Source organism: Humitalea rosea (assembly GCF_003253705.1).
Classification (GTDB): domain Bacteria; phylum Pseudomonadota; class Alphaproteobacteria; order Acetobacterales; family Acetobacteraceae; genus Humitalea; species Humitalea rosea.
Genome location: NZ_QKYU01000033.1, coordinates 1 through 12,685, shown reverse-complemented (window position 1 = coordinate 12,685; position 12,685 = coordinate 1). Strand labels below are relative to the sequence as shown.

Annotated in this window: 10 protein-coding genes and 1 pseudogene; 5 read left to right on the top strand and 6 right to left on the bottom strand. The window is 68.3% G+C overall.

Features of this window, described 5'->3' with window-relative positions; genetic code table 11:
- Positions 1–15: 15 nt before the first annotated feature.
- The 3 genes from C8P66_RS20945 to C8P66_RS20935 form a co-directional block, all read right to left on the bottom strand.
- A complete protein-coding gene (locus C8P66_RS20945; RefSeq protein ID WP_111400239.1) occupies positions 16–1,233 on the bottom strand; it encodes an acyl-CoA dehydrogenase family protein in 1,218 nt (405 codons plus the stop codon).
- Between the two features lie 100 nt (positions 1,234–1,333).
- A complete protein-coding gene (locus tag C8P66_RS20940; RefSeq protein WP_111400238.1) occupies positions 1,334–2,347 on the bottom strand; it encodes a tripartite tricarboxylate transporter substrate binding protein in 1,014 nt (337 codons plus the stop codon).
- 76 nt (positions 2,348–2,423) lie between these two features.
- Positions 2,424–3,773: an MmgE/PrpD family protein gene (locus C8P66_RS20935; protein ID WP_111400237.1), complete on the bottom strand. Its 1,350-nt coding sequence runs from the start codon at positions 3,771–3,773 to the stop codon at positions 2,424–2,426.
- A gap of 242 nt (positions 3,774–4,015) precedes the next feature.
- Here C8P66_RS20935 and C8P66_RS20930 point away from each other — a divergent pair, with 242 nt between their 5' ends.
- Positions 4,016–5,140, top strand: coding sequence for a tripartite tricarboxylate transporter substrate binding protein (locus tag C8P66_RS20930; protein WP_158537340.1), 1,125 nt, complete (start codon positions 4,016–4,018; stop codon positions 5,138–5,140).
- Between the two features lie 26 nt (positions 5,141–5,166).
- On the opposite strand, the gene C8P66_RS20925 is transcribed toward C8P66_RS20930, so the two are convergent.
- The 3 genes from C8P66_RS20925 to C8P66_RS20915 form a co-directional block, all read right to left on the bottom strand.
- Positions 5,167–5,937: an SDR family NAD(P)-dependent oxidoreductase gene (locus C8P66_RS20925; RefSeq protein ID WP_111400236.1), complete on the bottom strand. Its 771-nt coding sequence runs from the start codon at positions 5,935–5,937 to the stop codon at positions 5,167–5,169.
- A complete protein-coding gene (locus tag C8P66_RS20920) occupies positions 5,938–7,017 on the bottom strand; it encodes a tripartite tricarboxylate transporter substrate binding protein (protein ID WP_111400235.1) in 1,080 nt (359 codons plus the stop codon). It lies immediately after the preceding gene.
- A gap of 234 nt (positions 7,018–7,251) precedes the next feature.
- Positions 7,252–8,325: a tripartite tricarboxylate transporter substrate binding protein gene (locus tag C8P66_RS20915; protein WP_111400234.1), complete on the bottom strand. Its 1,074-nt coding sequence runs from the start codon at positions 8,323–8,325 to the stop codon at positions 7,252–7,254.
- A gap of 176 nt (positions 8,326–8,501) precedes the next feature.
- Here C8P66_RS20915 and C8P66_RS20910 point away from each other — a divergent pair, with 176 nt between their 5' ends.
- The 4 genes and pseudogenes from C8P66_RS20910 to mgtA all read left to right on the top strand — a co-directional run bounded on the left by C8P66_RS20910 (position 8,502) and on the right by mgtA (position 12,326).
- On the top strand, positions 8,502–8,762 hold the full coding sequence (locus C8P66_RS20910; RefSeq protein ID WP_111400233.1) for a hypothetical protein: 261 nt from the start codon (positions 8,502–8,504) through the stop codon (positions 8,760–8,762).
- 393 nt (positions 8,763–9,155) lie between these two features.
- Positions 9,156–9,239: pseudogene (locus tag C8P66_RS24835) on the top strand (hypothetical protein); the annotation flags it as partial.
- Positions 9,240–9,435: 196 nt separating this feature from the next.
- Entirely contained in the window at positions 9,436–9,615 is a 180-nt protein-coding gene (locus C8P66_RS24540; protein ID WP_245903715.1) for a hypothetical protein, read from the top strand.
- A 176-nt stretch (positions 9,616–9,791) separates the two neighbouring features.
- Positions 9,792–12,326 carry a magnesium-translocating P-type ATPase gene (gene mgtA, locus C8P66_RS20905; protein WP_146423008.1) on the top strand — a complete coding sequence of 845 codons (2,535 nt, stop codon included), beginning with the start codon at positions 9,792–9,794 and terminating at the stop codon, positions 12,324–12,326.
- Positions 12,327–12,685 lie beyond the last annotated feature (359 nt).

Sequence of the window (12,685 nt, the reverse complement as noted above, 5' to 3'; positions counted from 1 at the left end):
CGAAGTCAGCCCGCCTCAGCCTCGGAGCAGCTTGCGCGCGATCAGGATCCGCTGGATCTCGCTGGCGCCGCCGCCGATCTGCGTGTGCCGCAGCAGGCGGTAGAAGAGGGTGAGCGGCAGATCCAGCGACTCGCCCATGGCGCCGTGGATCTGGATCGCCTGGTCGACGCAGCGCGCGCCCCATTCGCTCGCGCAGAGCTTGACGAGAGCCGCTTCCGCGCGGACGTCCTCCTCGGCATCCGCGCGCGCCGCCATCTCGTAGGTCATGGAGCGGAGCGCCTGGATATCGACATGCATGTCGACCAGCTTCCACTGGATCGCCTGGCGTTCCGACAGCGGCTTGCCGAAGGTGACGCGCTGCTTCGCCCAGTCCACCGACATGTCGATGGAGCGCTGCATCTTCCCGAGCGCATAGGGACCCCGCAGCAGGCGGTCATGGATGGTCAGCCAGGCCTGGCCCAGGCTGAAGCCCTTGCCGACCTCGCCGAGCACATCCTCATCCGGCACGAAGACGTCGTCGAAATGCACGACGTGCTGCTTGGCTATCTGCGAGAGCCAGGTCCGGATGCCCGGCACCTCGACATTCAGCCCGGGGTTCTTGCGGTCCACCAGGAACATCGTGATGCCGCCACGCTGGCGCTTCTCGGGGTCCGTGACCGCCTGGACCATGAGGAAGTCGCACTCATGCGCGTTCGAGATCCACATCTTGGTGCCGTTCAGCACCCAGCCGCCGGGCTTCCGGATCGCGCGGGTCTGCATCATGCCCCCGGGATCGGAGCCGGCATTCGGCTCGGTCTGCGCGAAGGCCGTGACCTTCTCGCCCTCGATCACCGGCTTGAGGAAGCGGTCGATCTGGTCACCCTTGCACTCGTAAAGGATGTTCGCCACGTTCGCGAACGGCAGCATCACGGGCGTGTAGAAGAGCTGCTCCAGGATCGCGACCTGCGCCAGCATCGACAGCCCCAGCCCGCCATACTCTTCGGGAATCATCAGGTACCAGAGGCCGGTGTCGCGCGAGATGGTCTCGATGCGCTTGGCGACCTCGGGCGAGAAGGCCGCTCGGATGGCAGGAAGCTCGCGCATCCCATAGGCCTGATTGGGGCTGGCGAGCCATTCCTGCTCCAGCGGCATCAGCTCGTCGCGCACGATGCGCTTCGCGACATCGCACAGCTCCTGTATTTCCGGCGGCAGCCGGTACGACGTGGCCGATGCCGACATCTTCGTGCTGTGCATGTCCCGACTTTCCTCCAGATGAGTGCTGAAATGACAGACCGGCCGACGCCGCGGAGCGGTCGCGCGCAAGCCGCGACGCCCCACGATACGGCGTCAGCCCCTACTCGGCCGCAATGCCCATGCTGCGCACCAACTGGGCGTTCTCGGTGAGCTCTGACCGCACGAACGCGCTGAATTCCTCTGGCGTCGCGGTCATCGGTTCCAATCCCTGCCCCTGCAGGAGCTGGCGCGTTTCCGCGCCCCGCATGCCGGCCGAAAGGGCGGTGTTCAGCACGAGCAGGATCTCCCGCGGCAGGCCCGCCGGCGCGGCAATGCCAAACCAGGTCGACCGGTCGTATCCCGGCAGGCCGGCCTCCCAGATCGTGGGCGTTTCCGGCACCGACGCGGAACGGACCTTCGGCGTCACGGCCAGGAGCCGGAGCCTGCGGCTCTCGATCAGCGGCAATGCGGCCGAGAGGCTTGCGAAACAGAGCTGGATGTCGCCTGACACCGTGGCGGAGATTGCTTCCGCGCCGCCACGGAAGGGCACGTGCACGATCCTGATGTCCGCGAGGCGGTTGAACAATTCTCCGGCGAGGTGCTGGGAGTTGCCCACGCCCGGCGAGCCGTAGTTCAGCTCCCCCGGCCGCGCGCGCGCCAGCGCGATCAATTCCAGCACGGACCGGGCGGGCAGGGCGGGATTCACGACCAGCCCGAGGGCGCCGGTCGCCGTCGGCGCCACCGGCACGAGGTCGCGCCCCATGTCGAACGGCAGCCGGGCGCGCAATGCGGGCAGGATGGTATCCGCCGCCGAGATCATGATCAGGCTGTGACCATCCGGCGGCGAACGAACGACCCGTTCGAGCGCGATCGCCCCGGAGGCGCCGGGCGTGTTGATCACCAGCACCTGCTGCCGAAGCGCCTGCGTCAATGTGGAGGCGGCGATGCGTGCGACGAAATCGGTCCCGCCGCCCGGCGGATAGCCGATGTAAAGGCGTACGGGCCGGTCAGGGTAGCCCCGGTCAGGATAGCCCTGGGCCCAGGCCCCGGCGCGCCAGGGGGCGGCAAGCGAGAGCAGGGCGAGCAGGCTGCGCCGGCTGGCGGATGTCAACGGGGATCCAGTCATCACCGTCATGGTAGCGATATCATGGTTACTGTCAAGAACCGGCCACCGCCGGGCCGACGGCGCGGGCCGTAGCGCGCCGGCATCGTCACGCCGTCGCCAGCCGGTACAGTTCGGCGGTGCCTTCCTGGTGGTCGATGGTCGACAGCGCGTCGAAGAGCGGGCGCGCGTCCACGCGCAAGCCGCCGGCGGCGAGGCAAGCCTGGAACTTGGAGAAGAGTTCGCCAGGCAGGAGCGGCTTCTCCGGCCCGCCCCGCACGTAGTCGACCGCCTGGCTGAACCGCCGGCCGTCCAGGGTCTCGATGAGCACGACGTCCTCCGGCGCCTCACCGGGGCGGGTGAGGTCCTCCCGATCCTCCGGGAGCACCTCCACGCGGCGCATCATGGCCTGCACGTCGTCGCGCTGGAGGAAGCTGTCGTCCAGCTCCGGCAGGCCCACGCGGCCGGCGAGCAGGGCCGAGGCCATCGCGAAATGCATGCTGAACTTGGCTTCCAGGGCGGTGCGCGGGTTTTCGTAGCGCAGCGTCGACTTGTTCCGGCGGCTGATGGTCACGACGATGCGATCCACCTCTGCCGGCTCGATGGGGTGCCTGGCCAGCAGGTCCAGCATGCCGTCCAGCGAGCGATGCGCGGCGAAGCACAGCGGATATTTCTTCACGTTCAGCCCGCCGCTCGGCAGCTTCCACACGTGTCCCGCCTCGACCGGGGAAGTCAGATCGACCCGCCCCTTGGGCGAGATGCCGCGCATCAACCCCTTGGGATGTTCCAGGGCCTCCAGCGAGCCGGTGAAGCCGATCTCCGCCAGGCGTGCCGCCATCAGCCCCGCCTGGGCCGCGCGACCGGCGTGGAACGGCTTGGTCATGGTGCCGAAACTCGCGATCAGCCCGGCGCTCTGCGAGGCCGCGATGGCCAGGGCATGCGCCGTGCGCTCGGCATCGAGCCCGCGCAGGGAGGCGCAGGCCGCGGCGACCGCGATCGGCCCGAAGACCCCCGTCGGATGCCAGCTCGCATTGTGATAGTGGTCGGGTTCGCGGCGGATCAGCTCGGCCCAGGCCTCGTAGCCCGCGGCATAGGCCGTCGCCATCTGCCGGCCTGTCGAACCGCGCAGCGCGGCCTCGGCGAGGATGGCGGGAACCTGGGCCGCGCTCAGATGGCCCTTCTGCGCCGCATCGTCGAAGTCGAGCGCATGCGCTGCGGTGGCATTGAGCAGCGCCGCATCGCCGGGCGATGCCGTGCCGAGGCCGAGAAGCAGGTCGCAGGGGCCGGGGGCGGGGCTGACCACCTCCCGCAGCGCCTGCGTGATCGGGTCATAACGGCCGGCCGCCAGCGTCGCCACGCAGTCCGTGAAGCCGATGCGGATGAAGGCGAGCGCCTCGGGCGGCACGTCCTCGAAGCGAAGCGCTGCGCAGAATGCGGCGAGGTCTCGGGTCAGGCGCATGGTGGCATGTCTCCTCCGGCCGCGGCGCGGCCATCATCGTTCCTCGAAGGGTACGGCAGGCCCGGAGCCGCTTTCGAGAGACCCCGTCGGCCGGACGCTTCATGCGGCCTCGCGCGATAATGGTAGCGATATCACATCCGCAGGGCAAATCCCTGGCAAGTTCGCAGCGCGCGCGACGGATCATGCCGCCGATGGGCTCCGCGGGACGTCGCCGATCCCACCATACGCATCCGCAACACGGCATGGCCGCGCGCCGGCCGGCCGGGCGATATCGGGCCGAAGACCTTGACATCGGGATCGGGCCGAATCTAGCGTCGTGCGTTATCGCTACCATCATGCCGACCAATTGGCGGTCCTCGAAGGCCGCGCTGTTCCAGGAGACGGACGTGCTGAGATCTCAGTTCCTCAAGGCTGGCATGCTGGGTGCCCTATCGGCGCTCGGGCCCGTGGCGGCTTCCGCCCAGACGGCGGCGGGTTTCCCGAACCGGCCGATCCGCCTGACCGTGCCCTTCCCTCCCGGCGGCAGTGTCGATCCGCTCGCGCGCGCGCTCGCGCAGAAGCTGTCGGAGTCCCTCGGCCAGACGGTCATCGTCGACAACCGGGCCGGCGGAAACGGGATCATCGGGACGGAGCTGGTGGCGCGGGCGCCGGCCGACGGCTACACCCTGCTGCTCGCATCGACGTCGCACATCACCAACTCGCTGCTGATGACGACGTCCTTCGACGCGTTGCGGGACTTCGTCCCGGTGGCGACCCTGTCCGAGAGCCCGGTCATCCTCGTCGTGAACCCCTCGGTGCCGGCCAATACGCTGCAGGAGTTCATCGCCCTCGCCCGGGCGCAGCCGACGGTCCTGAACTACTCCTCCGCCGGGACCGGCAATCCGAATCACCTCGCCGGCGAGATGCTCGGAATCATGGCGGGGATCCAGACGACGCATATCCCCTACCGCGGCGGCGCACCGGCGATCACCGACCTGCTGGCCGGGCTGGTGCAGTTCAGCTTCGGCAGCACGATCATCGTGCTGCCGCATATCCGCGCGGGCCGGCTGAAGGCCCTCGCGGTCTCCAGTCCGAGGCGCCTAGCTGCCCTGCCCGATGTGCCGACCTTCACCGAGGCCGGCGTTCCCGGCTATGAGATCCGGATCTGGAACGCGGTCCTGGCGCCGGCCGCCACGCCGCCCGACATCGTCGCCAGGCTGACGACCGAGGTCACCCGCGTCATGGCCATGCCGGACGTCAAGGAGCGGCTGGATGCCGGCGGCATGGAGAGCCTCGACCTGACGCCGGCGCAGTTCTCGGCCCTGATGCGGTCGGACATGGAGAAATTCGAGCGCGTCGTCAGGACCGCGAATGTGAAGCTTGAGTGAGCCGGGGGCGGCCGGATGTGCCCTCGTCACATCCGGCCTGCCGTGGCTCCCCCATCGAGCAGCAGCGTATGGCCGGTGATCGAGCGCGACGCCGGCGAGACAAGGAACACGGCGGCGTCGGCAAATTCATCCGGGCTGATGAGGCGCCCGAGCGGCATGCCGCTGACGATGTCGCTGACAGCCTGATCGACGTCGGCGGTGACCTTGGCGAGGTGCGCCCGCAGGAATGGCGTGTCGGTGGCGCCCGGGGCGATGGCGTTGACCCGCACGCCGACAGGTCCGAATTCCAGCGCAAGCGCTTTCACCAGGCCGGTCAGCGCATGCTTGGATGCGTTGTAGACGCTGCGCTTCGCCCGCGCCGTGATGCCGCTGATCGAGCTGGTGAAGATCAGCGACGCGCGTGGGCTGCGCACGAGGCTGCGTAGCGCGGCCTGCGCCGACAGGATGCTTCCCGTCACATTGACCTCCACCACCCGCCGCAGGGTCGCGGGGGCGGCTTCGAGGAAGTTGCCAGCGAAACTGACGCCGGCATTCGCCAGGAAAACGTCGATGGGGGCGCTGAAGAAGCGCTCGGCCTCGGTCACCAGCCGGGCGCAGTCCTGCTCCTGCGTGACGTCGCAGCGCAGGCCAATTGCCCGTACGCCGGACGGGTCGATCGCGCGCGCCACGCCGATCGCGGCACCTTCGTCGATGTCGGATACGACCACACGGGCGTTCTCGCGTGAGAAGCGCCAGGCTACGGCAGCGCCGATGCCGCTGCCGGCGCCTGTGATGACCGTGGTGTAGTCCCGCAGCATCTATCGCTCGATCCGGATATTGGCTTCGCGGATGGCGCGGGCGAACAGGGCCGCGTCCTCCTCCATCAGCGCTGTCATCGCCAGGGGGGCGGAGATGAAGGGGATCTGGCCCTGGCTTTCCAGCCGCTCCCTCACGTCCGGCAGGGCGAGGATGCTGGCCATGTCGGCGGAGATCCGGTTCACGATGGCCTCGGGCGTGCCCGCCGGCGCGAACAGGCCGATCCATGACCGGATGCCGAAGCCGGGCAGACCTGCTTCCGTGAAGGTCGGGACGTCGGGCAGGATCGACAGCCGCGCATCGGCCGTGGTGGCGAGCGCCCGCAGCCGGCCCGTCTGGATCGGCGGCAGCACCGCGACCGGCACCGCGAAGTAAAGCTGGACCTCTCCCCGCAGGAGATCCGTCGTGAGCGGGCCACCGCCCCGGTAGGGGACGTGAGTCATCTGGACGCCGGCCATCCTGCTGAAGACCTCCCCGGCGATGTGGTTCGCATTGCCGGCGCCGGCGGAGGCGTAGTTCAGCCGGTTGGGATTCGCCCGTGCGTAGGCAATGAGTTCCCGCAGCGTCGTCGCCGGTACGGCTGGATGCGCGACCAGGACGAACTCGGCCTTGTAGACCGTCGCGACGGGCGCGAAATCCCTGATGCTGTCGTAAGGCAAATCCGAGAACAGCAGCGCGTTGGTGACGTGGGTATTGGCGGTGAGGAGGAGGGTATAACCGTCACGCGGCGCCCTTGCGACGACTTCGGTGCCGATGATGGTGCTGGCGCCGGGCCTGTTGTCGATCACCACCCGCTGGCCCCAGCGTTCGGTCAGCTTCTCGCTGAGGAGGCGCGCCACCGGATCGACGCTGCCGCCCGGCGGATAGGGCACGACCAGGCGGACGAAGCGGTTCGGATAATTCGCGCTGGCCGGCTGGGCTTGGGCGGTGGTGCCAACGAGCACACATGCCAGGGCCAGGGCGGCGGCGAGGAGGGTCCTGATCTGCCGAGCGGCGAGACCCGCATGCGGATGGTTCCGGCTTCCTTCCCGGCGACGGTCGGAAGCAAGCGGACGACATGTTCCGCCCTGGCCGATGTGCATGATCGTTCCCTTCCAGTTATGTCATCGATTATGTTATCGATACTTTGTTGTGCGATACCGCGTGGTATCGGTAAAGTCCATCCGCGCGAGCCGCGCGTCGAAGGCTATCGGCGCGTCGGGCCAAGCGGTTTCCTGGCCAGCCGGTCCCCTGGGCTGTCGCGCGACAGGCGCCGGACCACGCGGCGCGGATGCCGCGGCCGTGGTCCGGGATGGCAGGGCTCGGCCCCGCGGCACTTATGGGGCGATCTGGATATTGGCCTCGCGGATGGCGCGGGCGAACCGCTCCGAATCCTCCTCCATCAGCGCTGTCATCGCCAGGGGGGCGGAGATGAAGGGGATCTGGCCCTGGCTTTCCAGTCGCTCCCTCACGTCCGCCATGGCGAGGATGCTGGCCATGTCGGCGGAGATCCGGTTCACGATGGCCTCGGGCGTGCCCGCCGGCGCATAGAGGCCGATCCACGACCGGATACCGAAGCCGGGCATGCCGGCCTCGGCGAAGGTCGGCACGTCGGGCAGGATCGACAGCCGCGTATCGGCCGTGGTGGCGAGCGCCCGCAGCCGGCCCGTCTGGATCGGCGGCAGCACCGCGACCGGCACCGCGAAGTAAAGCTGGACATCTCCCCGCAGGAGATCCGTCGTGAGCGGGCCACCGCCCCGGTAGGGGACGTGAGTCATCTGGACGCCGGCCATCCTGCTGAAGACCTCGCCGGCGATATGGCTCGCATTGCCGGCGCCGGCGGAGGCGTAGTTCAGCCGGTTGGGATTCGCCCGTGCGTAGGCAATGAGTTCCTGGAGTGTCGTCGCCGGTACGGCTGGATGCGCGACCAGGACGAATTCCGATTTGTAGACCGTCGCGACGGGCGTGAAATCCCTGACGCTGTCGTAAGGTAGGTTCGAGAACAGCAGCGCGTTGGTGACGTGGGTGCTGGCGGTGAGGAGGAGGGTATAGCCGTCACGCGGTGCCCTTGCGACGACTTCGGTGCCGATGATGGTGCCGGCGCCGGGCCTGTTGTCGATCACCACCCGCTGGCCCCAACGTTCGGTCAGCTTCTCGCTGAGGAGGCGCGCCACCGGATCGACGCTGCCACCCGGCGGATAGGGCACGATCAGGCGGACGAAGCGGTCCGGATAATTCGCGCTGGCCGGTTGTGCCTGGGCCGGCCCGCCCAGGCCCACGAAAGCCAGGGCGGCGGCGAGGAGGGCCCTGATCCGCCGAGCGGCGAGGCCCGCATGCGGATGGTTCTGGCTTCCTTCCCGTCGGCGGTCGGAAGCGAGCGGACGACATGTTCCGCCCTGGCCGATGTGCATGATCGTTCCCTTCCCGTTATGTCATCGATTATGTTATCGATACCTTGCCGCACGATACTGCGTGGTATCGGTAAAGTCCATCCGCGCGGGCCGGCGTCGAAGGCTATTGGCGCGTCGGGCCAAGCGGTTTGGTGCCGGTCCTGCATTCCAACCTCCCGGCGCTCTACCGCCGCCGCGTGGAGACGCTCGAGGCTGAGTTGAAGGATCCGGAGATGTTGGCCGGCGTCGCCGCGGTACTGGGGTGCCTGATCGACGCCATCCAGGTCTTTCCTGGACCGCGGCGCGGCGAGGTGGAGGTGTCGCTGCGCGGCGACCTGGCGGCTTTCCTGCATCTGGCGCAGGCCGAGAGGGGGCGGGAGCGGCGATGGGCCAAAACGGCAAAACCCCCGATGCCACGAGGGATATCAGGGGTTTGGGCCTTGTTATGGCAACGTTAGATGCGGGGACAGGGTTCGGCTTCTGGCGAACGGCGCTGGAAAAGTAATAGGGAGCGTATCATCGGTTTGAATCATACCTGATACCAAATCCCATGACGCCTGGCTCACATAGGGGATTCCCCAATGCGGGCTGATGTGATTCATGTGTGGACGTCCCCTCGAGACAAGGGGTTTGACGCGGATGACGAGGTACGGATGCGGTCATGTGTCCGGCCTGTTGGCGCGGCGGGGCAACGTGACCTTGCAGATCGTGCGTGACTGGGTACTGCGTTTCAACGTTGAGGGACCTGACGGGCTGCGGGACCGCCGCGCCCCCAGACCAACGCCGCGGCTGACCGACGCGCGGCGCTCGCCGAGGCGATCGACCGCGGGCCGAACCCCACCATCCACGGCGTGGTGCGCTGGCGGCTGCGCGACCTCGGCCAATGGTTGTGGGAGGAATACTGCGTCTCGGTCTCGCCACAGACGCTCAGCCGCGAGCTGCGCGCCATGGGCCTGCGCAAGCTCTCGGCGCGACCGAAGCATCATGCGCAAGCCGCCCGGCAGTGTCCAGTTCCACACGAAGGCGGTCAGGGCCTGGTGCAACGGCGGGATCAGGCGGGAGGCCAGGATCAGCGCAAGCAGCAAAAGATACGGCGAGCCCGCTGCGACCGAGCTTGGCAGGATCAGCGCCATGCTCGGCGGCGTGCAGCGCCTGACGACGCCGCTTCTGCGACAGATGGACGCCTTCGCGCAGCGGCTCACCGTGGTGATCCTCGGCGTCGCCGCCGCGGTCTTCGCCTTTGCTTGGCTCGGCCGGGGCTATGCGGTCGGCATGGCCGAGGGCGGCACCAAGCGCCTCGACATAGGCTGAAAATCGCGATTCACTGCTGCCCGGTGAGGACGAGAGCGCCACGCGCATGCCTCCATGCGTGTGAATCTCAGCGCATACGAAAGCAGTGCCGAATCGAACAAGTATTTTATGACATAGTAGTATCAGGTCCTGTCGCCGAACTCCCGAGCCCGCGCCTTTTCTGCTATCCTTCACTGATGACCGACAGGGCAGAGCCCGCCAAACGGTTCTGGGCGGTGCCCCAGGATGCCATGATCACGCGGCTCGGCAGTGGCCTTACGGGGCTGACCGCCGCGGAGGCACGGCGGCGCCTTGCCGTTCACGGCCCCAACACCGTCGTCGATCGGGCAAGGCTGGGACTCGCCGCCAAGGTCGGGCGGCGCCTGATCGAGCCGCTGGTGGCGATCCTGCTGGTCGCAGCACTCGTCTCCGGCCTCACAGGGGATTGGCCGGGCTTCGCCATCATCGCCTGCATCGTCGCTGTGTCGGTCGGCCTCGACGTCGTCCAGGAACACCGGGCCGAGCTGGCGGCAGAACATCTGCGCAACAGCGTCGCCGTGAAGGCATCTGTCTGGCGCGACGGTCAGGTGGTGATGGTGCCGGTGGAGCGGATCGTCCCCGGCGATGTGGTGAACCTCAGCGCCGGGGGGTTGGTGCCAGCCGATGGCATCCTGCTGGAAAGCCGCGGCGCCCAGGCCAATGAGGCGCTGCTGACCGGCGAGCCCTATCCCGTGGGCAAGCGGGTCGGCACCAGCGAGGCCAGCGGCCCGGCCGAGGCCTTCAACGCGGTCTTCGCCGGCACCGCCATCGTCGCCGGCGCCGCCACCATGCTCGTCGTCGCCACGGGGCGCGCAACGCAACTGGGCGGGGTGGCGGCGTCCCTCGCAGCGCGGCGCCCGCCGACGGCATTCGAGAAGGGGCTGCACCGGCTCGGTCTGCTGATCCTGAGGCTCACAGCCTTTCTGGTGCTGTTCGTGCTGCTGGCGCATCTCGGCTTCCAGCGCCCGCCGCTGGAAAGTTTCATGTTCGCCGTCGCACTTGCCGTCGGGTTGACGCCCGAATTGCTGCCCATGGTGACCACCGTCACCCTCTCGCGCGGGGCCATGCGGATGGCACGCAAGCGGGTCGTGGTGAAGCGCCTGGCGGCCATCCACGATCTCGGCGCCATGGATGTGCTCTGCACCGACAAGACCGGTACGCTCACGGAGGCGAAGATCGCGCTGGCCGACGCGAGCGGGCTGGATGGGGCGCCATCGCAGCGCGTGCTGGACCTCGCCGCGCTGAATGCGGGGCTGGCGAGCGGCGTGCCGACGGCACTGGATGCCGCCATCCTGCTGGCCAATCCGCCCGCGCCTGGCTGGTGCGCGCTGGCCGAGGCGCCCTTCGGCTTCGAACGGCGGCGCTCCTCCGTGCTGTGCGAAGGTGAGGGCCAGCGATTGCTGGTGGTGAAGGGGGCGCCCGAGGCGGTGCTGGCGGCCTGCACCAAGACCGAAAGCGCGAACGGCAATTCAGTGCCAATGACGGATGCCACGCGCCGCGATCTGATCGCGCGGGCCGATGCCAGAGGTGGTGAAGGCTTCCGCCTCCTCGGCATTGCCTGGCGGCCGATGTCGGAGGGCGAGACCATCGAAGGGCCGGACTCCGAGGCCGACCTGGTCTTCGCGGGTTTCTGCGCCTTCCTCGACCCACCCAAACCCTCAGCGGCCAAAGCCGTTGCGCGGCTCGGCGCGCTGGGCGTCCGAGTGAAGATCATCTCGGGCGATGCCGCGCCCGTCGTGCAGCATCTGGTGCAAAGGCTCGGCCTGCCCTGCAAAGGGTTGCTGACGGGGGACGAGATCGATGCGCTCGACCAACCTGGGCTGGTCGCGCGGGTGGAGGATGTGGACCTCTACGCCCGGGTTTCGCCCGACCAGAAGCGGCGGGTGATCCTTGCACTGAAGGCGCATGGTCATACGGTTGGCTTCATTGGGGATGGGATCAATGACGCGCCCGCCATCCACGCCGCCGATGCCGGGCTTTCCGTGGCAGGGGCGACCGAAGTGGCTCGCGCCGCAGCCGATCTGATCCTGCTCGCGCCCGATCTCGGCGTGCTGGCGGAGGGTGTGGAGGAAGGCCGGCGGACCTACGCCAACATCATGAAATACGTGCGGATGGGCACCTCCTCCAACTTCGGCAACATGGCCTCGATGGCCGTGGCGTCGCTTCTGATTCCCTTCCTGCCGCTGCTGCCGGCCCAGATTCTGCTGAACAACCTGCTTTACGATCTGTCGGAGATGGGCATCCCCTTCGATGCAGTGGATGCCGGGGATGGGGCGAAGCCGCATGGCTGGGACATGGGCGCCGTGCTGCGCTTCACGCTGGTGATGGGGCCACTCTCCTCGGTGTTCGACCTGGCGACCTTCGGCATCCTATTGTGGGGCTTCGGCGTGACGCCGGAGGAATTCCGCACCGCATGGTTCATCGAAAGTATGGCGAGCCAGGTGCTGGTCATCTTCCTGATCCGCACCCATAGCGTTGCCTGGCGGGCGGCATCCCCCCATCCGGCGCTGATCGCGACCTCGCTTTCCGCACTTGCTTTGGCCTTCGCGCTGGCGCTCGGCCCGCTGGCGCCGATGCTGGGCTTCGCGCCGCTGCCGGGGGCGCTGCTGGCGGCGATTGCGGCCTTGGTGGCCGGCTATCTGGTGGCGGCCGAAGTGCTGAAGCGCCTGGCCACCCGCACAGGTCAGGCTTGAGGCCATTACCCGAAGCGAGAGGCGAAATCTGGCTGGCTGCACAGACTCGACCGCGGGGCAGGCGGCGCGGATCTGCTCGACGACGCGCCGCTCAGCGTCGCGGTCCGTCCATGGCGTGCCGAAGCGGCCCCCGAAGCCATCGCAGCGGCGAATGAACGGGGCGGCGCGCACGCTCGACGCGGGCATGGGGCGCCATCTGCGGCACGGCGGCGCCGCGCAGCGCCTGCCCGCCTTAGCCAGACGGTGGGCGGGCCTCATGGCGCAATGAGATACCGTCACGCTGAGCAAGCGCTTTTTGTGTGGTCCGCAGGCGCGGTCGGCTGCGTTGTGTTGGGACTACGCCGCCCGCGCCTGCTCTG